This is a genomic window from Candidatus Nitrosocosmicus sp. T (genome assembly GCF_054408485.1).
Genome location: NZ_CP166992.1, coordinates 901,552 through 922,116 on the forward strand (window position 1 = coordinate 901,552; position 20,565 = coordinate 922,116).

Annotated in this window: 20 protein-coding genes; 16 read left to right on the top strand and 4 right to left on the bottom strand. The window is 36.4% G+C overall.

Annotation, left to right across the window (positions count from 1 at the left end):
• The first annotated feature begins 22 nt into the window (after window positions 1–22).
• The 11 genes from AB0A59_RS04665 (at window position 23) to AB0A59_RS04715 (ending at window position 12,722) form a co-directional block, all read left to right on the top strand.
• Window positions 23–3,817: a DNA-directed RNA polymerase subunit A' gene (locus AB0A59_RS04665; protein ID WP_458746900.1), complete on the top strand. Its 3,795-nt coding sequence runs from the start codon at window positions 23–25 to the stop codon at window positions 3,815–3,817.
• 8 nt (window positions 3,818–3,825) lie between these two features.
• Window positions 3,826–4,128, top strand: a complete 303-nt coding sequence (locus AB0A59_RS04670) for a ribosomal L7Ae/L30e/S12e/Gadd45 family protein (protein WP_458746902.1) — start codon at window positions 3,826–3,828, stop codon at window positions 4,126–4,128.
• Between the two features lie 171 nt (window positions 4,129–4,299).
• A complete protein-coding gene (locus AB0A59_RS04675) occupies window positions 4,300–4,770 on the top strand; it encodes a NusA-like transcription termination signal-binding factor (RefSeq protein ID WP_458746904.1) in 471 nt (156 codons plus the stop codon).
• A 6-nt stretch (window positions 4,771–4,776) separates the two neighbouring features.
• Entirely contained in the window at window positions 4,777–5,214 is a 438-nt protein-coding gene (locus AB0A59_RS04680; RefSeq protein WP_144733459.1) for a 30S ribosomal protein S12, read from the top strand.
• Window positions 5,215–5,216: 2 nt separating this feature from the next.
• Entirely contained in the window at window positions 5,217–5,825 is a 609-nt protein-coding gene (locus tag AB0A59_RS04685) for a 30S ribosomal protein S7 (protein WP_458746905.1), read from the top strand.
• Window positions 5,826–5,865: 40 nt separating this feature from the next.
• Window positions 5,866–6,993 (top strand): hypothetical protein, encoded by a 1,128-nt coding sequence (locus tag AB0A59_RS04690; protein ID WP_458746907.1) that lies wholly within the window; start codon window positions 5,866–5,868, stop codon window positions 6,991–6,993.
• A 32-nt stretch (window positions 6,994–7,025) separates the two neighbouring features.
• Window positions 7,026–8,267: an AAA family ATPase gene (locus tag AB0A59_RS04695; protein ID WP_458746909.1), complete on the top strand. Its 1,242-nt coding sequence runs from the start codon at window positions 7,026–7,028 to the stop codon at window positions 8,265–8,267.
• A gap of 557 nt (window positions 8,268–8,824) precedes the next feature.
• The gene (locus tag AB0A59_RS04700) at window positions 8,825–9,052 is read left to right on the top strand and encodes a hypothetical protein (RefSeq protein ID WP_458746911.1); all 228 of its coding nucleotides are present in this window, start codon (window positions 8,825–8,827) and stop codon (window positions 9,050–9,052) included.
• Window positions 9,053–9,137: 85 nt separating this feature from the next.
• Window positions 9,138–10,682, top strand: a complete 1,545-nt coding sequence (locus tag AB0A59_RS04705) for an acyl-CoA carboxylase subunit beta (protein ID WP_458746913.1) — start codon at window positions 9,138–9,140, stop codon at window positions 10,680–10,682.
• Between the two features lie 12 nt (window positions 10,683–10,694).
• Entirely contained in the window at window positions 10,695–12,203 is a 1,509-nt protein-coding gene (locus AB0A59_RS04710; RefSeq protein ID WP_458746915.1) for an acetyl-CoA carboxylase biotin carboxylase subunit, read from the top strand.
• Between the two features lie 6 nt (window positions 12,204–12,209).
• Window positions 12,210–12,722, top strand: coding sequence for an acyl-CoA carboxylase biotin carboxyl carrier protein subunit (locus AB0A59_RS04715; RefSeq protein ID WP_458746917.1), 513 nt, complete (start codon window positions 12,210–12,212; stop codon window positions 12,720–12,722).
• 101 nt (window positions 12,723–12,823) lie between these two features.
• Here AB0A59_RS04715 and AB0A59_RS04720 read toward each other — a convergent pair whose 3' ends face one another.
• The 4 genes from AB0A59_RS04720 to larC form a co-directional block, all read right to left on the bottom strand.
• Window positions 12,824–13,336, bottom strand: a complete 513-nt coding sequence (locus AB0A59_RS04720) for a redoxin domain-containing protein (protein ID WP_458746919.1) — start codon at window positions 13,334–13,336, stop codon at window positions 12,824–12,826.
• Window positions 13,337–13,454: 118 nt separating this feature from the next.
• Entirely contained in the window at window positions 13,455–14,663 is a 1,209-nt protein-coding gene (locus tag AB0A59_RS04725; protein WP_458746921.1) for a cysteine desulfurase family protein, read from the bottom strand.
• On the bottom strand, window positions 14,650–15,531 hold the full coding sequence (larE, locus tag AB0A59_RS04730) for an ATP-dependent sacrificial sulfur transferase LarE (protein WP_458746923.1): 882 nt from the start codon (window positions 15,529–15,531) through the stop codon (window positions 14,650–14,652). Before larE ends, AB0A59_RS04725 begins: the two co-directional genes overlap by 14 nt.
• 10 nt (window positions 15,532–15,541) lie before the next feature.
• Window positions 15,542–16,801 (bottom strand): nickel pincer cofactor biosynthesis protein LarC, encoded by a 1,260-nt coding sequence (larC, locus tag AB0A59_RS04735; protein WP_458746925.1) that lies wholly within the window; start codon window positions 16,799–16,801, stop codon window positions 15,542–15,544.
• Between the two features lie 149 nt (window positions 16,802–16,950).
• On the opposite strand from larC, the gene AB0A59_RS04740 reads away from it, so the two are divergent.
• The 5 genes from AB0A59_RS04740 to AB0A59_RS04760 all read left to right on the top strand — a co-directional run bounded on the left by AB0A59_RS04740 (window position 16,951) and on the right by AB0A59_RS04760 (window position 20,562).
• Complete coding sequence (locus AB0A59_RS04740) at window positions 16,951–17,865, top strand: malate dehydrogenase (RefSeq protein ID WP_458746927.1); 915 nt, start codon at window positions 16,951–16,953, stop codon at window positions 17,863–17,865.
• Window positions 17,866–17,884: 19 nt separating this feature from the next.
• The gene (locus tag AB0A59_RS04745; protein WP_458746929.1) at window positions 17,885–18,088 is read left to right on the top strand and encodes a hypothetical protein; all 204 of its coding nucleotides are present in this window, start codon (window positions 17,885–17,887) and stop codon (window positions 18,086–18,088) included.
• 31 nt (window positions 18,089–18,119) lie between these two features.
• Complete coding sequence (locus AB0A59_RS04750; RefSeq protein WP_458746931.1) at window positions 18,120–18,662, top strand: AIR carboxylase family protein; 543 nt, start codon at window positions 18,120–18,122, stop codon at window positions 18,660–18,662.
• Window positions 18,663–19,228: 566 nt separating this feature from the next.
• Window positions 19,229–19,801, top strand: coding sequence for a 50S ribosomal protein L18 (locus tag AB0A59_RS04755; protein WP_458746933.1), 573 nt, complete (start codon window positions 19,229–19,231; stop codon window positions 19,799–19,801).
• A 140-nt stretch (window positions 19,802–19,941) separates the two neighbouring features.
• A complete protein-coding gene (locus AB0A59_RS04760) occupies window positions 19,942–20,562 on the top strand; it encodes a 30S ribosomal protein S5 (RefSeq protein WP_458746935.1) in 621 nt (206 codons plus the stop codon).
• Window positions 20,563–20,565 lie beyond the last annotated feature (3 nt).

Sequence of the window (20,565 nt, forward strand, 5' to 3'; positions counted from 1 at the left end):
GCATATAATGGAGGTTTTTTAAATGAATGATGAATCTGTCAAGATATTAGATGGTATTAGATTTAGCATTTGGTCGCCTGTGGAGGTAAGAAAGTTTAGTGTTACTGAGGTAACGGCACCAGAAACGTATGATGAGGATGGAATGCCTGTTCAAGGAGGGTTGATGGACAACAGACTGGGAACGTTGGAGCCTGGTCAAAAATGTGCAACCTGCGGAAATACATCTGCCCGATGTCCAGGGCATTTTGGTCACATAGAACTTGCGGAACCCGTTTTACATATTGCTTTTATCGACGATATTCATAAATTGCTTTTGATTACGTGCAGATCTTGTAATCGTATCAAACTTAGTAATGAAGATTTAGAAAAATATAAAAATTTGCGAGACAGCAAGGCAGCATATGCTGTAATTACTCTTGAAAATGTTAAGGACGAGATTATTGAGAAGGCAAAGAAAGTTAAGGTTTGTCCGCACTGTCAGAAAGAACAGTATGATCTAATTTTTACAAAACCTACAATTTTTGTTGAAAAAACTGATGTAGGGGAAAATAGATTGCTACCAATAACAATTAGGGAAAGGCTGCTAAATGTTTCCAATGAAGACCTAATATTGCTAGGATATGATCCAAAGACTGCTCGACCAGAATGGTTCATTCTTCAAGTCTTGCCTGTTCCGCCAGTAACTGTGAGGCCGTCGATTATTCTAGAAACAGGTATTCGATCAGAGGATGACTTGACACATAAGTTAGTTGATATTATAAGAGTAAATCAGAGACTAAAAGAGAGCAAAGAAGCTGGCACACCACCTTTGATTGTCCAGGATTTGGTAGATCTATTACAGTATCACGTTACAACTTACTTTGACAATGAGGTGTCAGGTATCCCTCAGGCTCATCACAGGTCTGGAAGACCATTAAAGACAATAACCCAGAGACTCAAGGGTAAAGAAGGTCGATTTAGAGGATCCCTGTCAGGCAAACGAGTTGATTTTTCAAGTAGAACCGTAATTTCACCTGATCCAAATCTTACAATATCAGATGTAGGTGTCCCAAGTGATGTCGCAAAAAAGCTCACTATACCAGAAACTGTTTCTACTTGGAACATTGATAAACTGAAAAATCTTGTTTTAAATGGACCCAACAATTATCCTGGAGCCAATTACATTATTCGACCCGACGGTGTAAAAATAAGACTGGACTATGTAACAGATCGAGCCGCTATTGCTGATTCATTAATGAATGGCTATACTGTAGAGCGTCATTTAATGAATGGGGATGTTGTTATATTTAATCGACAGCCGTCATTGCATAGAATGTCTATTATGGCTCATAATGTAAGAGTACTCCCATATCGTACATTTAGACTCCATCCTGCTGTATGTCCACCATACAACGCTGACTTTGATGGTGACGAGATGAATCTGCACGTTCCTCAAAGCCAGGAGGCAAGGGCAGAAGCAGCCTTGTTAATGAGAGTCCAAGATCAGCTTATATCGCCGAGATATGGCGGTCCTATTATTGGTGCTATACGCGATTTCATAACCGGGGCATTCTTACTAACAAAGGATGAAACGATACTAACTGCTGATGAAATCGCTAATTTTGCGTATTTGGGTGGATATAGTGGACCTTTACCCAAACCTCATTTAGAGAAGGATGGAAAATCATTTTTTACCGGCAAGCAGTTATTTTCACTTTTCTTACCAAAGGACTTCAACTTTGTAATTACTTCAAAGTGGAATAAGGCTTCAAAGTTGCAGGGTAAGGATGTAGTCATCAAAAACGGACAATTGATGTCAGGTGTAATTGATAAAGCTTCTATAGGTGCAGAAGAACCAGATAGTGTACTTCACAGAATTACAAAGGACTACGGTAACGATGAAGCAAAAAAATTCTTGGATGCTATACTTATAATGTTAAAAACTTACATTACTCACAAGGGATTTAGCTATGGGTATTCCGATTTATGGCTGAGTGACGAAACTCGGAAAGAAATTCAAGATGTAATTCAAAAAACTTATAGTAAAATAGATGAATTGATAAAACAGTATCATGACGGTACATTGCCTTTAACCAGAGGTTTGTCTCCGGAGGAAGCTTTAGAGCTATATGTTGTTAATGAACTCTCAAGAGCAAGAGACAGAGCAGGAAAAATTGCCGACCGATCGTTTCCTGATGACAATTCTGGTGTAATCATGGCTTCAACTGGGGCAAGAGGTTCCACTTTGAATATTGGTCAGATGACCGCAGCTTTGGGTCAACAATCAATACGAGGAAAAAGGATTATTAAGGGGTACCGGAATAGAGCGTTACCACATTTTAGGCCTGGTGATCAAAACCCTGATTCTAAGGGCTTTGTAAAATCAAACTATAGGGACGGACTAAATCCGATCGAATTTTTCTTTCATGCAATGGGAGGTAGAGAAGGTTTAGTTGATACTGCAGTACGTACTCAACAATCAGGATATATGCAGCGCAGACTCATAAATGCGTTAGAACATCTTAAAATTGAATATGATTTAACTGTCCGTGACCCACATGGAAATATTATTCAATATATTTATGGGGATGATGGTATTGATCCAGCCAAAAGCGATCATGGGGATGCCGTAAATATTCCTAGGCTGGTAGAGAGTGAATCCGTTGTTGATGATGGGATCAAAACTAGTGAAGCTGAAATGAAGGATTTGTTGCTGAAATTCAAGGAGAAGATGAATCCTAAACTAACCCAGGAAATTGAAAATTCATTGGTGACCTATCCTCTTAGCAAGACGGGAATTAAGAAAGTAGTGCACAAAATAATGGATTTGTTTGAAAAAGCTTTGATAGAGCCAGGAGAAGCAGCAGGAGTTGTTACGGCTCAATCTATTGGAGAACCAGGTACACAGATGACCTTGAGAACTTTTCATTTTGCAGGAGTAAAAGAAAGGAATGTAACGCTAGGTCTGCCCAGACTTATTGAGCTAGTAGACGCAAGAAAGAAACCGGTTACCCCTACGATGGATATTTATCTTGATAATGAACACAAATTATCCAGAGAGAAAGCCTTAGATGTTGCAAAGAGAATTATTTTTACACGGATATCCGATCTCGTAGACAAAGTGGATACTGATTACAGTGGAAACTTGTCGTTTTTCTTCTCTGAAAAGAAGATCGCTGACCGAGGAACGTCTTTACAGGAAATCCACGAAGTTTTAAAAAGTTCTAAGAAGAGGTACGAAGTTACCATAAACGAAGTTAGTCTTGTTATAAAGGTTTCCTTGTCTCAGGAACCTGATGCTCAAACTTTACTAACATTACGAAATAAATTATTAAACGCGCGTGTCAAGGGTGTCCCTGATATCGAAAGAGTAACGATTGTAAAACAAAATGATGAATGGGTTATTCAAACAGCCGGCTCAAATTTGGCAAAAGTTGTACTTGTAGAGGGAATAGATGTATCTAGAATAACCACTAACAATGTATTTGAAATATGGCAAACTCTTGGGATTGAAGCTGCAAGAACCGCATTAGTCAAAGAAGTCACTAATACGTTAGAAGAGCAGGGTTTGGAAGTTGATATTCGACATATTATGCTAGTGGCAGATTTGATGACTTCAAAAGGGTACTTGCAACAAATCGGCCGTCATGGTATAGCTGGAACAAAGACTTCAGTATTGGCAAGGGCAGCTTTTGAGATTACTGTCCCCACAATCGCTAGGGCTGCACTAGAGGGACAAGTGGAACCATTAAAAGGAGTTACTGAAAATGTAATAGTCGGGGCCACAGTACCAGTTGGTACTGGAATGATTGATCTATATATGAGTGTAAAGGAATAGATAATTATATGAATGAAAAGAAATTAGCAAAATTCCTGAAGGAGGGTGTAAAAAATAATAAAGTAAAGACGGGGTATAAAGAAGTATTGCAGTATATTAAAGGCACAAAGTTAATTGTACTTTCAAAGACCTTGACCACGGAAAAGGAAGAGAAAATAAAAAAGTCCGCTGAACAGAGTGATATTTCTGTGATCCACTACCCTGGGAATTCTGTACTCCTCGGAAGACTTTGCAGCTTGTCATACGGAACCAGTGTAGTTTCATTAAAGAATGTCTCTGATGAAGAAATAAAAGATCTCATTAGTAGTTAATTACTACCCATTTTTACGGGGAAAACTGATTAAATCAATATGGCGATGTCTCTTTTTATCATTATTTACATATCTTGAATTTATTTCTTAAAATAGACTTAAATTGGGATAACTTTGAGAGAATTATTTATACTTGGATGAATTATTCTTCTGTTACTGGGTGCATATGAAATGAGTGAAAAAATTAAATTATCTCCTGATGAGTTTCGATTACTATCGTTATTTCAGACAGTCACGACCGCTGATGCTCGAGACTGTATAATTGACGAAAAGATGGAACGCGTAATATTTGTAGTAAACAGAGGTCAGATGGGAATGGCAATTGGCAAAGGAGGGTCCAATATTAAACAGTTACAAAACGTGATTAATAAGAAAATAGAATTGGTCGAACATTCTGATAATGCAACCGATTTTGTCAAAAATATTTTCAATTCAAATATTATACAAGAAATTCGAATTAATGATCATTTGGATGGAACTAAGATAGCCTTAGTTGTTGCAGATGCAAAGAAAAAGGGACTTGTTGTGGGTAAAGATGGCAGGAATGTCGACAAAGCGCGACTACTTGCGAAGAGATACTTCAATATTACGAATGTATTGGTTATTAGTCCGGAACAATTAATTAAAAGTGAAAAGATGTGATATTTATTGAGTAAATCACCCTTAGGATTATTCTCGGGTAGAGTTTTGAAAACAAAACGAAAGCGATCCCGATGGTCAAATAAATATTATAAACGTAGAATGTTGATGTTGGATAAGAAAGCTAATCCATTGGAGGGTGCTCCACAGGCCAGAGGTATTGTCTTGGAAAAGGTTGGCATTGAATCAAAACAGCCCAATTCTGCGGTCCGAAAATGTGTGCGTGTACAATTAATTAAAAATGGAAAGTCGATTACTGCATTTTTGCCAAGGGACGGTGCATTAAACTTTGTGGATGAACATGATGAAGTGGTTTTGGAAGGTATTGGAGGCTCAATGGGTGGTGCAATGGGTGATATCCCAGGGGTTAGATGGCAAGTATTCAAAGTAAATGGTGTATCACTAAATCAACTTGTAAGAGGAAAGAAAGAGAAACCAAGGCGATAATAATGAGTGGAAAAGAACAAGTAAATATGCTCCTATTTAACAAATGGGATACAAGACTTATCGAAATTGTTGATGAAGGGTTGAAAAATGTCATCCATTTACATCCCTCAATGACCATACCTGTAACATTTGGACGTCATGAGCATCAACGATTGAAAAAAGCAGAAGTCAATATTATTGAGCGTTTAGCCAACAAACTGATGCACTTTGGAAAAAGATATGCGAAAAATACTGGAAGAATGGGTGGTAAAAAGACAAAGGTTATGAACGTAGTGAAAACTGCACTCGAAATAATTTTTATAGAAACAGGTAAAAATCCTGTCGAATTGCTCATACGGGCCATAGAAAATGCAGCACCAAATGAGGATACTACCAGAATAGTATACGGTGGTGTCGTTTATCATGTTTCGGTGGATGTTTCACCTTTAAGAAGGGTGGACCTAGCATTACGATTCATTGCGGAGGGAGTACGCGAGTCCACCTATTCTTCACCCCAGGCTATGGAAGAAGTACTTGCTAAAGAAATAATGTTAGCCTCTGAGAACGACATGAACAGTTATGCCATAAAAAAGAAAAATGAACAGGAAAGGATTGCAATGTCATCTAGATGATAATAAACTGTCAGTTTCTATCATTATTTCGTGACATTCAATGAGTGGCAAAGATGATTATATATTTAATAAACCGAATTTATTAGTGACCGGATCCGGGAGAAAAATTTTTAAGAGTGGTTTGATCAGGGACAAAAAATACACTTCATTCAAATTCTATCTGAATAAATCAAGAAAAGAGTATGATGGTTTTGCCCAAAGATATAAGGACGGGATTTATGAATTAATAAAGTCTGATCCTGATCCTGTCAAGACGCACAGGGACTTCATAAAGGAAATTGGTGGGACCACTGAATTAGAACTTACTCCGGAAGAAATTGAATCGCTAAAGTTAAAATTGAAAAATCCGGCTAATTTGTTTGACAGAATCAATAGGATTCTTAATTCAAATTTCATAAAAATGACTTTTCCCGTATTTTATGCTCTTTTTGATGGCTACGCTGATAGTAGGGATTTACGAGATGATAAAATGAGAAATAATGTGATAGACGGACATTTGATCGCAATCGATTTGAGCGAGCCGATGGATAGAATTTTAGATAAAGATGAAGACCTTGATTATCTTGAAGATTACAAATTTATTAATCCATACATCCTCCTATTGGCAAAGCAAAAGATAAATGAAACAGCACCTGGAGTACTAGAAGAATTTCAATCTGGCTTCGCTGACGCCCTTTTAGGTCAACAAATCGATTATGAATTGAAAATCAAAAAACTTGAACTTACTTACGAGAATTTGGAACAAAGTTACAAGAAATATCGGTCGGTGCTAGGAACAGCTGGTAGAAACATGAGTCTAAATCAACGACCTTTGTCAGAAATTTATTACATAGGTATGGCAAAAGCTGCAGAATGTGTTGGGTGTGGAAATGAGATCCAAGATGCAATTGTTACTAAGGGAATCAAGTCTCCGTCATGGCCACTTTTTTATTCAAACCTAACTCATGATGTAAAAACAGGATTTAGATTAACCTTAGAAAAGAGTAAAATATATTTATCTGAGGCATACTTGGCATTGGAGATGCTAGATAACGATGTTAAGATAAAACCATTTCTTGAATTTCTGTTCCTAACAGTGAGCCATTATAATGAATTTTGGTATAGAGAGCTTGTAACCAAAAGAGCAGATCTTCTACATAGATTTCAGAACGATTTAGATAAAAAATAGTTTTTGATTTGATGTGGCGGTTTTAAGTTATTATGTGGATTGAAAAATACCGAGTGACAGAATTTGACAGTTTTTTTGGTAATGAAAAACCAAGGCTCATAATTGTAAACTGGTTAAAAAAATGGATTAAAGGCACAAAACCACTTATAATTATAGGCCCTCCTGGAACTGGAAAGACATCGTTTGTTAAATCATTGGCTAAATTGCTGGATTTTGATTTAGTTGAACTAAATGCGAGTGACCTCAGAAATAAAATTAATTTGGAGGGCATCATCAATCCGATGCTACTAAACAATAGTGTCTTTGGAAAGCAAATGCTGTTGTTTTTAGACGAAGTAGATGGTATCTCCGGTAGAGATGATTATGGCGGATTACCCTTTTTGTCTAATATATTAAAGAATGCCGATGTTCCGATAATAATGGCCTCAAATACTAAGATCTATAAAATGAAAGATATAATCAAAAATAGCAAGCTTGTTGAATTTAGACCGTTGTCATCATTTGCGAGTTATATGTTGCTCCAAAATGTAATGAGGATGGAGAAAAGACATTTAGAAGACATGGAGCAGTTTAATATCATTAATCAAAGTCGTGGTGATGCTCGGACCCTTTTGAATACTTTGCAAGCGCGGCTGGAGGGAGAGGTTCATTCAGATAGTAACACCGGTACTGAATTAGCTATTGAAGAATGTATTAACAAATTTTTTACTCTAACTGACATTTCCCAAGCAAAACAAATATTGATAACATCATCCATCCGTTATTCAACTCCGAAATACGGCTTTACCTCGGAGGAACGTAGCAAAGATTTCCTGAATGCTTTGTATACCAGCATTGTTAGCAACGAGAGAAATATACGATCAGATGATTTGGCAAACATATTAGGTAAGCTTTCTGAGATTGACTTATTTGTAAACCGGATATACGAAAAAAGGAATTGGAACTTACTAAGATATGCTAACGACATCTTGCTTCAGAAATTATTTAGGATTACTAGAGATAAGGCTATAGAATATAACCAATATTCCGTTCCATTCTCTTCGATGGGTCCAATATTTATGAGGGGGCAGTCATTAAGACCTGTTAGAACAGAACTATCAAAGATTTTTCACACAAGCATATCCAAAGTTGGCCTTTTTTATTATTCCAATTTCATTATGATTTTGAAAAATCTGGCTATTCGAGATATTGATTTTGAAAATCCTGAAAACTTAAAGTTAAATGAAATCATAGCCAAGGAAATTGAAAAACAGTCAAGTAAAACAAAACTTTAAACAGTGGTTATAATTTTTATACGTAGATAGATTGTACGATGAACAAGGATCCTTTACTCGCCCGTGATTGGATAAAGATGAGTATAAAATTTGCAGGTTTTTGTATAATTTGCAAACGAAAAATCAATCCAGCAGAAGTGGGTTATTGGTCTAGGGAGGCTAAATCAATCCTCCACCAAGATTGTTATAATTTGTCCAGTCTTCATACTAAAAAGATTAAAAATTCATTGAACAGCAAAACAGATCTAACTCAAAAAAATGGGGACATCTTGCTGGAAGAATTTATCACACATCGAGAAAATAAGGAAAAATGTTTTATATGCGGTAATCGGGTAAACTTTCATGATAATTTGATAATGACACTATTAAAACTTGAAAGAAATATCAGTACTCTAGACACAATTTTTTGTTCGACTTGCTTAACTTGCTTCGATCTTCTTATATATGAAGAATACAAACGTGCCTTTTCAAATAAGCTAAAATCCCTATAGAATCATCTGTTTGACGCTTTAAAAAGATTAAAATGTATATATCCACAAGATATGATTTGATATACATTGTCAAGTGAGTATGAATATAATGTCAGTAAGCTCTTGGCAGAAAAAGTAAAAAGATTACAGGAATTGCAAAATTCAGATAAATCTTCTAATTATGAAAAGGATTTCTTAAGGATGGAAATTGAAACCCTTGAATCCTTATATGAAAATTACAACCTGGGATTAAATTATTTTAGACGGGCTAAGGGGGGTAGGAATGGATTGCGTGAACTTCGAGAAAAGGACTAAATAAAGACATATTATTCAAAATGAATCAGCAATTATTCATAGCAAAATCTATATTTAATACTGATAGGGATTAAAAACATAATATATGCGTGAGGAAAAACTAAAACAATATTACGACCAAAAACACAGTGCTGAAGCAGGTGGAGGTCCAGATAAAGTTGAATCTCAGCATTCCAAGGGGAAGCTAACTGCAAGAGAGCGCATAAATCTTTTATTAGATCCAAATACATTTACTGAAATTGACAAATTTGTAACTCATCGAAGTGATGACCCTGAAATGAAAAAATATTATGGTGATGGATTGATAACTGGTTTTGGAACCATTAACGGTAGACAAGTGTTCATCTACGTTTATGATTTTACTGTTCTGGGTGGATCGCTAGGAGAAATGGCTGGAAAAAAAGTTTCTAAAGTTATGGCACATGCACTAAAGGTAGGATGTCCAATTATTGGTATACTTGATTCAGGCGGGGCAAGGATCCAGGAAGGTGTATCCAGCCTAGACGGTTATGGTGATATTTTTCTAAAGAATGCTCTTGCATCTGGTGTTATACCTCAAATAACTGCGAGTATTGGACCATGTGCTGGTGGAGCTGTATACTCTCCAGCGATGACAGATTTTGTTATAATGGTCGAAAATGTGGGCCAGATGTTTGTCACAGGACCAGAAGTTGTAAAAGAAGTCCTGAGTCAGGAGGTTACATTTGAGGAATTGGGAGGCGCTAGAACTCATGCTACAAAATCAGGAGTTGCACATTTCGTAGCTAAGGACGAGGTTGATTGCATGGATAAAATCAAAACATTACTCTCCTACCTTCCGCAGAATAACAAAGAAGAAGCCGAAATATTAGAAGAAGAGGTTGATGACCCTAACCGAATGGATAGTAATTTGATAAAGGTATTGCCTGATAATCCATATCAATCTTATGATATGAAGGAAATCATAGTTTCTCTTGTTGACAGTGGGAGTTTCTTTGAAGTTCATGAACTCTTTGCAGAAAACATAGTTGTAGGATTTGCAAGGATGGGTGGGAGGTCTATAGGTATTATTGCAAATCAGCCTTTGTTTTTAGCTGGCGCATTAGATATACACTCTTCTAATAAGGCTGCGAGATTTGTTAGATTTTGTGACTCATTTAATATTCCTATAATTACGCTTGTGGATACACCAGGATATTTACCGGGAGCTGATCAAGAACATAATGGAATTATTAGACATGGTAGCAAGCTTTTGTTCGCATATTGCGAGGCAACCGTCCCAAAAATTACGTGTATCATAGGCAAAGCATATGGCGGAGCATATATTGCCATGGGGAGCAAGAATCTTGGTACCGATTTAAACATTGCATGGCCCACAGCCGAAATTGCAGTACTAGGGCCCGAAGCAGCCATAACTATCATGCATAGAAAAAGTCTTAAGGATTCTCCTGATGCAGCGAGTAAAAAGAAAAGTTTGGCAAAAGAGTATCGAAACAAGTTTGCAAACCCTTACATAGCTGCGGAAAGGGGAACGATCGACTCTGTCATTGATCCTATGGAAACCAGGCCCTTAATAATAAGCGCACTAAATGCCCTTTCTAATAAGAAAGAGAGTAGACCATGGAAAAAGCATGGGAATATCAATTTATAGGTAGGTGATTGGATGTCAAAACAAATTTCTAGTATATTGATTGCAAACCGTGGAGAGATTGCCCTAAGAATCATTAGGGCCTGCAAGGAACTAGAACTAAAGTCGGTATCCGTATATTCGGATGAAGATAAGAGTTCAATTCATGTTAAACGAGCTGATGAGGCGTATTATATCGGAGCGGCGGCTCCTGCTCAAAGTTATTTAAACATGAACCGGATAATGGAAGTTGCTTTAAAAGCAGGTGTGGATGCGATTCATCCTGGATATGGATTTCTTTCAGAAAATGAAACTTTTGCTGAACTATGTGAGAAGAACAATATAATTTTTATTGGGCCTAAAAGTCTAGCGATGGAATTAACAGGAGATAAAATGAAGTGCAAGCGCATAATGAAACAAGCTAAAGTTCCCACAGTTCCGGGTAGTGAAGGAGTAATTGATGACGTTGATAAAGCCGTAGAGATTGCTCACGAAGCTGGATACCCCGTATTACTAAAATCAGCATACGGCGGGGGGGGACGCGGTATCAGACTTGCAAAGGACGAAAATGAGTTAAGACAGGAATTTGAAATGGCCTCCGCAGAGTCAAAAGCTGCGTTTGGAAAGGCTGCTTTATTTGTGGAAAAGTTTTTGGAAAAAATTCGACATATTGAATTTCAATTGATTAGGGATTCGCATGGCGATACAAGACATTTGTTTGAACGAGAATGTTCAATTCAAAGAAGGCATCAAAAATTAATTGAAATGTCTCCATCTCCAGTAATGACGCCTGAAAAGAGAAACGAAATTGGAGAAATTGCAAAGAGAGCCGCTGATGCCGTTGACTATCTTAATGCAGGAACAGCTGAATTTCTGTGCGATCCACAAGGTAATTTTTACTTTATTGAAATTAATTCTAGATTGCAAGTTGAACATCCCGTAACTGAGCTTGTTACAGGCCTGGATTTAGTCAAATTGCAAATATCGATTGCAAATGGCGAACCAATTCCCTTTAAGCAACAGGATCTCACATTAAGCGGTGCCGCAATGGAATGTCGTATTAATGCCGAAGATCCCTTCTATGACTTTGCTCCTTCAGTAGGTAAAGTACCTTATTGCAATTTACCGTACGGCCCAGGCATACGTGTGGATACTTATCTATATCCTGGATGCACGGTCTCAGGCTTTTATGATTCCTTGACCGCAAAGCTAATATCTTGGGGATCAACATTTGATGAATCGCGTCGAAGAATGCGAAATGCTTTGGATGAATTCACTATTGAGGGAATAAATACTACTATACCACTGTACAAAACTATAATGAATGATGAACACTTTATCAATGGTGATTTGTCCACAGATTACCTTGATAGGTATTCTATCATAGAGAAAATGAGGAAAGAATTAAAGGCAAAGAATTCTGATAAATTCAAAAGACTTTTACCGGCGGTCTCATCTGCGATCATCCAAACAGAATATGTCAAACGACCATCAAAGAGAGATCATTCTGTCCATAATACCTGGAAATTTGGAGGAGTTGCGTGAAAAAGAATGGAAATAAAGGTTGATGATATACAGGAAGAATTCAGCGGTAAAATTATAGGTTTTGATAAAGGAGGCAATTTAGTTATCCAAATTAATGGATCTAATCACCTCATAAATGTAATAGATATAAAATCAGACAAATTTGAATATTTGTTTGATAATACCTTTCATGAAATTAAGATTCTGGATGTCACGAGTACAGAATTAAAGATATTATTAGATGGTCAATTAATGTTGCTCAAGAAACATGCTAAATTGACTGAAATAATTGAAAAATCAAGTGCCGCTTCAGGAGGTAATACTTCTCAGAATACAATCTCAAGTCAGATACCTGGCAGGGTAATATCAATAGCTGTAACAAAAGGCGATGCTGTCAAGCAGGGGGATAACATAGTGGTTTTGGAATCAATGAAAATGCAAGTTGCTATCAAATCACCAAGAGATGGAACGGTAAGAGATCTCAAGGTTAAAGAAGGTCAAAGTATCTCAAGAAATGATGTTGTAGCAATTCTTGATTAAAGTTACAATTATTTGTATACAGATACTGCGGTTAGTCGTTCAATTTGGATCAAAAAAATGAAAATTTGAGCAATCGATTCTCTTCAAAAGGATTTAAATTTTTATGAGATTTTGGTTCTAATTTCTTCATAATCGGGTTCAATAAGTGGATTGTCTGTTACCCATTTATATACTATCTTCTGGTTACTATTATCCACAACAAATATGGATCTTTTAGCCACTTTGAAATCTTTTAATTTGCCTAAACTAGGCATCACAACATTGTATTGTTCTATCACTTCTCTGTTATAGTCACTTAAAATGGGAAAGTTTAAGTTATGGTGTTCAGCGAAAACTTTATTTGCAAAAGGACTATCAACAGATATTCCTAGGATATGTATGTTGTCTCTTTTCAAGCTACTAAGCGTATCTCTGAAATTACACATTTCGACAGTACAAACTGGAGAGCCTGCAGCTGGGAAGAACGCCAAAATAGTCATTCCTTCTTTATTATCTGATAAACTATGAACTTCCTGATTCGTATCTAAGAGCCCAAAATCTGGTGCCTTATCACCAATATTTATATCTTTATAAGCTGACTTGCTATTCAAATTGTTGTTCTGATTCGAAGACATCTATGATAATATGTGATTAGCATTAAAAAGAACCTTTCTGTATAGATACCCGTAATATTCTTAAGGTATGATACAGATTAGATTACTAGACTGATGGTGTAATAATCCAACGTTTCTTTCATACAAAGTCAAATCCGTTTATTTTTCTAAATTCTATAATTAGTTTTTTTAAAGTATCTATAGCAATTTTCAATTCCTCTTGTGTGTTTTGATGTCCGATGGAAAACCTTATGGAACCACTTATTTGATCATAATTCAATCCCAGAGCTTTCAGAACATGAGATGCTTTTTGTTTCTTATTAGAAGAACAAGCAGAACCGGTAGAAGCCTCAATACCATATTCATCTAATTTAATTAATAGATCCTCTCCATTTATGCCAGAGAAAGAAAAGTTAACATTATTAGAAATTCGATTCTCCATTGATCCATTTAATACAGATCCTGGTATTTCTCTGATTATCCTGTTTATCATGTATCTTTGTAGTTTCTTAATGTTGGCTTGGACGGATTCAAATTTATCCTTCCAAATTTCGCAGGCTTTGCCAAAGCCAACGATGGCACTTACATTCTCTGTTCCTGATCTTACATTCATTTCCTGTCCACCGCCAAATATTATCGGCTTAATGTGTATTCCTTGCCTTATGAATAACGCTCCTATTCCTTTTGGCCCATTTATCTTGTGAGACGAAATCGTCATCATATCTATTTTTAAGTCATTAACATCTATTGGAATTTTAGCAAGAGCTTGGACTGCATCTGAATGAAAAATAACATTCTTATTTTTTGCTTTCGCAGTTTCAACCAAAGCTCTGATTGGTTGAATAGTTCCTATTTCGTTATTAACTAACATAATACTAATCAAACTAGTATTTGGAGATATCATGTCACTAAAAATATCTAAATCAATCAATCCATCCTTCTTTATGGGCAAATGGTCTACCTCAAATTTTAGATCTTTCTCTATGAAGTTGATAGTCTCTAATATGGAGTCATGTTCTATTTTGGATATCAATATTCTATTGCAAGCTGGATTTATACTGTTTATCAGCCTAGCATATCCAATTAGGGCTAGATTGTTGGATTCAGTCCCACCAGAGGTAAAATAAATTTCATTAGATTTAGATCCGATTAAATTGGATATCTGTTTCCGCGCCTTGGAAACGGCGATAGTTGACTTTCTACCTAAATCATGAAGTGATGAAGGGTTTCCATAATTGGCAGTTAAAAATGGTAACATCTCATTCATTACATTCCTATCAATCGGAGAGGAAGATGCGTTATCTAAGTAAATGGGTTCTTTGATTTTAGTATGGTTATTTTCTGACATGTTTATCGATTGTTATTATCTCCTTCTGGTACAGTTTTCCAATATCCTTTTCCCTGTAACCTTCTAAATCTAAAGTGACATGCTTAAAGCCTAACTCTTTGAGCGCAAATACTATCTCATTCATTGCATCAAGGTTGCATAGTTTCGTAATTTCACTCTTCTCCACTTCAATTCTCGCTATCGTTCCATGATCCCTTACTCTTACTTGCTTCACGTCAGATATTTTTTTTACTATTATCTCGCATCTTTCAATACGTCTTAATTTGACTGAATCAATTTCCGTTCCGTGAGGAACTCGTGACGCTAAGCATGAATTCGAAGGTTTATCATAAACAGACAAATTTTTCATTTTGGCAAAGTGGCGGACTTCATTCTTTTTAAATCCAATTTCTAATAGAGGACTCTTTATTCCCTTCGAATGTAGCGCGACAATTCCTGGCCTTTCATCATCTAGGTCATCAACGTTCGTCCCATCTACAATAAGCGTGATATTTTTCTTCTTTGCTACGTTTAACAAATTGGCGGCCAATTCATTTCGGCAGTGAAAGCAACGAAGCTTATCGTTCCTTGTGAAACTTGGATTTTCTAATTCGTTGTATTCTACTAATAGATGATTTACATCAATTTCTCTGGCCACTTTTTTAGCTGTTTCTAATTCTTCGTTTGCCAATGTCTGATAGTTTGCTGTTACTGCCAGGACCATATCTTTCCCTAGTGCGTGCCTCGCTGCGAAGGCCACTAATGCACTATCTACTCCGCCGGAAAGGGCTACTAGAACATTACACTTTCTGGATCTAAACCAATTAAGCAGTAGATTATATCTACTATGATTTGAATCCTCTCTACTCTTGATGGTATTATTTGACATCTGTTATCAGCTATAAGTCATATAGATTCCTTTGAAATATTAAATTATTGACTGTCTCCATTGTCTTCTTCAAGGGAAAACCAAGTTTGTTGGCAATTTCCCTAACATTTTCGAACTCTGGTTTTATGTTAATTATTTTTCCTTGTTGATCTTTTGATATCTTTACACTTATGACATATTCATGATTTTCAATTGTAATAGGAAGCAGGACACTAAACCGCTCCAATCTGTATCTTTCATTTATAGTTTTTCTTATCCCTAATGTTCCTGTTTCATTAAAAATCAATTCTATGATCCTCTTTTCAATGTCTCCTGAACAAATAACTTTGAGAATATGTACTGGCCTATTCTTCTTAGTTATCCCGCTAACAACTGTAACATCCTTAACTCCTTCATCTAGTCTTGATATTTTTTCCACCAAGTCGCCAATCATTTCACCGGCCATATCGTCAATATTTGTCTCAAGAACCGATATCGTATCTGATTGTATCGAGTCATAAATATTAGACTCTCCTATAGATATTCTTAACACGTTAGGAATGCCGTCAAATTTTTTAATTCCAGTACCATATCCTATTTTATGAGGGATTAATTCGGGATATGTACTAATAATTCTAGGATTCAATCCCGCTAATATTGCTGCTCCTGTAGGGGTGGTAATTTCAGTGTGCACTGGACCTCCTGCTATGGGTAGCTCTAAAATCCTAAAAATTTCTAGCACTGCGTTAGTGGGATTTGGGATCGTTCCATGAGAGAATTGAGTTGTTCCACCGCCCACAGCGACCTTGGTAGAATAAAAAGTCGTATCACTAAACAGATCCAAATCATCAAGAGCAGTTGCACTGCCAATTATATCTGCGGCCGTATCAATGCTTGAAGACTCGTGGAGATGCAAGTCTTTAACTTCTTTATTATGAATTTTTGACTCTACTCTGATTATAGTCTTCATCGTTTCCATTACAAATTTTTTTGCCTCTTCAGAAATATTTGTAACCTCACAGCAATTGGCCAAAATTCTTAGCATCTCAGAGGCATTCCGCGCTCGTAATCTCTCTTCAATTTCAAGAAGTAATTTTGTCGCCCTTATTCCATTTGATTCAGAATTTATGAATTCTATCTTTTTTATGATGGTATCGGAAAATAATTTTTCTATCATCTTTATATTATTTATGATTTTATTTTTGTCGGCCCCGCAATCTACCAAAGCAGATAAGAACATGTCCCCTGAAATTCCTGCAACCTGCGGATCAATTACAACTATCTTTCTCAAATGTATTTTATTATGAGACTCTTCTATAATGGGCTTTATAGTCCAGACCTTAAATTGCGTATTAAATGCTTAATTTAGATATTGCCAATGGAACTTTAGAGTTGATAAAAATTTAAAACTATAAATAAAAAAAATAATGTCACATTTGTATGACAATATCTATTATTGGTTCTGGAAGAGTAGGTGCTTCAGTTGCTCTAAATTGCGGAATGAGGGAATTAGATCCCCAAATAAATCTAATTGATATTATCGAGGGCTTGCCACAAGGGGAGGCAATGGATATTAATCATCAATTATCTGAACAAGGTCTAGACAGTTTTGTTCAGGGCACCAATGACTTTAGTGTTTTGAGTGACTCAGAGATAATCGTTTTAGTTGCTGGAATCGGCCGAAAACCTGGGATGACAAGGATGGACCTCCTCAAAACAAATGCTTCTATTGTTAAGGATGTTTCATCAAAAATCGCTCAACATCGTGATTTATGTAACCTAATAATAGTAACTAATCCTTTGGATCCAATGACTTACCTTGCTCTAAAATCCACCAAATTGCCTAAGAATAACGTAATGGGTATGGGGGGAATGCTGGACTTGTCCCGATTCTCGAGCTTTATTAATGAGTATACCCGCTTATCCAGAAATTCTATTTCAGCAATGGTGATTAGTGAACATGGTGAAAAAATGTTACCATTAATTCGATTTTCCTCGATTTCTGGAATACCGTTAAGCCATTTCATAGATGAAAAGCAATCAAAGGAAATATATGAAAAAACTAAGCAAGTTGCTGCTGAAGTCATAAAGTACAAAGGAGCTACAGTATATGCACCAGGCAATGCAGTCGCAACCATGGTTGAATCGATAGTAAAAGACAAAAAAACTGTAATTCCATTATCTACGTATCTTGATGGTGAATATGGAGTAAAGGATGTTTGTATCGGGGTCCCTGCAATACTCGGGAGGAACGGAATAGAAAAAATTATAGAGTTGCCCCTAAACGAATTTGAACAACAAGAGTTCTCAGACGGAGTTAAAAATGTGAAGGAAGCAATCTCTCTTCTCCAATAATAGTTTTCTTGAAAGTTTTATGGATTTAAGGAATATCTTATTGGATTATTACAATAACAGGAGAACCCTTGATGATGTGATCAAATCCATATCTCTTTTTTCTGTAGAATACATAGAGAACGATATAGCTCAAATCGACATTAACAGAGATTTTAGAAAATCGATTCCAGAGATTGTTCTTGCAACCCGAAAAAAGACTAGCGAATTAGTACCTGATAGCTAATCGAGTTCTTGAGAAAAAAGGTTATGTCCTTATGAGCAAAATCAAACCGTTGATAGTAAGCAAATTAATAAGGTACTATAGTAAAAAAGGTTTTATTGTAGACAGAAGCCGTAACGGAACTTCTATACTAGTGTACGACACCATCTCTTCTCTCCCTGTAAACAGAGGGGGTAAAGTGGGAATAATTTGTGCAGGGACTTCTGATGTGGGGATTGCCGAAGAGGCACGCTTGGCAACATTAGTAATGGGCTGCACACCTCATCTTGCATATGATGTTGGTATAGCTGGGATTCAAAGATTGCTCGGCTCATTGAAGCAAATGGTGTCGGGTGGTATTGACGTGATAGTAGTAGTTGCCGGGATGGAAGGGGCACTTCCGGCTGTGGTGACCTCTTTGGTAACCGTACCAATAATTGGTGTGCCTTGTTCTGTAGGATATGGCTATGGTAACAATGGCAAAGGTGCTTTGGCGTCTATGCTCCAAACCTGTTCATTTGGCCTTTCAGTAGTAAATATCGACAACGGAATAGGGGGAGGCATTTTTGCAAGTCTAATCGCGAACAAAGGTCGATAAAGAGGTCAAATACATTTATGATTTTAAAATAAAAAACCTCAGCTAAGATCATTTTATTTAAGCCATCCGCGAAATTTTTGATCACCCCTGCGCCCAAATTCCTAAGAAACATGTCTATCTTTTCGGTAAAGAATAGATGATAGTTCTACTGTTGCTAAATCAATTGACTAGAGTTTAGATGTACATAGGTTTATTGAATCCGACTTGTAACTGCGTCACTAGCCTTGCATTACTCTTGGGGGGGGGACTTTCGACAATTAGGGTAAAACGGGGTATGTACAATACCTCTTGCAGACCATAATTTCATACCCAGTAGTCTAGTCCACAGTAAAGGGCGGATTTAATATCTGTAACAGTTCTTTAACCCACGCTAAATTCTAGACTGCAAAACAAAATTAAGCTATAAAATTTTAATTGATTTAGCAGTTTTAAAATAAATCTTTTGCGATGTTTGTATTAGGTTGGATAGCATTCTTATTCCATATTTGATTAGTCGATTTTTAAAACGTTTATAAGAGATTTAAGAGAGTTTTTTTGATTGTTAGAATAAAGGAAAGAAGTAATGAATGTCTTACATTAAAACGCTTAAAAGAATAAGAAATAATAAAACAAATTATAGAAAAAGAAAGGCCGTGCTAATCAGCAAGAGGAATTTCATAACAGTAAAAATAAGCAATCAAAATATTCACTGCCAACTAATCAAACCAGCGATTAAAGGTGATATTGTCCTCTCGTTTTCCAATAGTAAAGAACTAGCTAAATTTGAGTGGAAAGGTTCTACAAACAACTTATCTGCTTGCTACTTGGTAGGCTTGATGCTTGGAAAAAAAATGCTTGCCAAAAAAATTGATTCTGCAATCTTATATACTGGTCAAACCTCTTTCACAAGCAAAGTAGCAGCCTGTCTTAAAGGTATTGCAGCTTCGGGAGTTAACATTCCGTTATCTGAAGAATCTTTACCGAATGAAAATCGAATAAATGGTTCACATATATCTGAATATGCCACGATTCTTAAGGATGACAAAAATAAATATGAAAAACAATTTTCTAAACTGGTTAGTAAAAAAATTAATCCCGAAGAATATCCAAAGCATTTTGAAGAAGTGAAGACGCGGATTTCTGCCGGCAATTTCGAATAGGTGGAAACTTGGTCGCACTAATATTCACCGAAAGAATAATAAACAAAAAAATAACTGATTTTGATAAGGTACTGATGTGTTGAGAATGAAAGTTATGATGATTAATGAATTAATAATGCTTTATGGCTTAGGTGTAAAGAATGAGTAGAATGTCTAGGCCCAATGAACCTGAAGCCGAATGGAAACCCCGAACTACACTAGGCATCTTGGTAGCGAGTGGTAAGATCAACTCTATGGAGCAAATATTCGAAAATGGAATGAGGATTCAAGAATCTGAGATTGTGAAGCACCTGTTGCCTGATATCAAAACTCAGGTAGTTAGTGTTGAAATAGTGCAAAAACAAACCGATGCTGGCGAACTTACTAGATTTAATGCACTTGTAGCAATTGGCAATGAGTCTGGTTGGTTTGGAATAGGAAAGGGTAAAGCCTCACAAATGAGAAATGCTATAGACAAGGCCACTAACGCTTCGTACTTAAACGTCATCCCAGTAAAACTGGGATGTGGAAGTTGGGAATGTCGATGTCAACAAGCTCATTCAGTGCCATTTAAGGTGCAGGGTAGAGGTGGCAGTGTAACAATTGAATTGATTCCTGGACCGCGTGGATTAGGTATAGTAGCTGGTGAGAATATTAGAAACTTGTTAAAATTGGCGGGGCTAAAAGATTGTTGGAGCAAATCCTTTGGATCTACTAATACTATGTCATCTACTGCAAAAGCAATATTTAGTGCTTTAAGAAGTACGTTTATCACAGGATAGTGT

Bases quoted from the DNA above. Each gene is read 5' to 3' on its own strand.
- AB0A59_RS04665 (WP_458746900.1), top strand. From the start codon at position 23: ATGAATGATGAATCTGTCAAGATATTAGATGGTATTAGATTTAGCATT.
- AB0A59_RS04670 (WP_458746902.1), top strand. From the start codon at position 3,826: ATGAATGAAAAGAAATTAGCAAAATTCCTGAAGGAGGGTGTAAAAAAT.
- AB0A59_RS04675 (WP_458746904.1), top strand. From the start codon at position 4,300: ATGAGTGAAAAAATTAAATTATCTCCTGATGAGTTTCGATTACTATCG.
- AB0A59_RS04685 (WP_458746905.1), top strand. From the start codon at position 5,217: ATGAGTGGAAAAGAACAAGTAAATATGCTCCTATTTAACAAATGGGAT.
- AB0A59_RS04690 (WP_458746907.1), top strand. From the start codon at position 5,866: ATGAGTGGCAAAGATGATTATATATTTAATAAACCGAATTTATTAGTG.
- AB0A59_RS04695 (WP_458746909.1), top strand. From the start codon at position 7,026: ATGTGGATTGAAAAATACCGAGTGACAGAATTTGACAGTTTTTTTGGT.
- AB0A59_RS04705 (WP_458746913.1), top strand. From the start codon at position 9,138: ATGCGTGAGGAAAAACTAAAACAATATTACGACCAAAAACACAGTGCT.
- AB0A59_RS04710 (WP_458746915.1), top strand. From the start codon at position 10,695: ATGTCAAAACAAATTTCTAGTATATTGATTGCAAACCGTGGAGAGATT.
- AB0A59_RS04715 (WP_458746917.1), top strand. From the start codon at position 12,210: ATGGAAATAAAGGTTGATGATATACAGGAAGAATTCAGCGGTAAAATT.
- AB0A59_RS04720 (WP_458746919.1), bottom strand. From the start codon at position 13,336: ATGTCTTCGAATCAGAACAACAATTTGAATAGCAAGTCAGCTTATAAA.
- AB0A59_RS04725 (WP_458746921.1), bottom strand. From the start codon at position 14,663: ATGTCAGAAAATAACCATACTAAAATCAAAGAACCCATTTACTTAGAT.
- larE (WP_458746923.1), bottom strand. From the start codon at position 15,531: ATGTCAAATAATACCATCAAGAGTAGAGAGGATTCAAATCATAGTAGA.
- AB0A59_RS04740 (WP_458746927.1), top strand. From the start codon at position 16,951: ATGACAATATCTATTATTGGTTCTGGAAGAGTAGGTGCTTCAGTTGCT.
- AB0A59_RS04745 (WP_458746929.1), top strand. From the start codon at position 17,885: ATGGATTTAAGGAATATCTTATTGGATTATTACAATAACAGGAGAACC.
- AB0A59_RS04750 (WP_458746931.1), top strand. From the start codon at position 18,120: ATGAGCAAAATCAAACCGTTGATAGTAAGCAAATTAATAAGGTACTAT.
- AB0A59_RS04755 (WP_458746933.1), top strand. From the start codon at position 19,229: ATGTCTTACATTAAAACGCTTAAAAGAATAAGAAATAATAAAACAAAT.
- AB0A59_RS04760 (WP_458746935.1), top strand. From the start codon at position 19,942: ATGAGTAGAATGTCTAGGCCCAATGAACCTGAAGCCGAATGGAAACCC.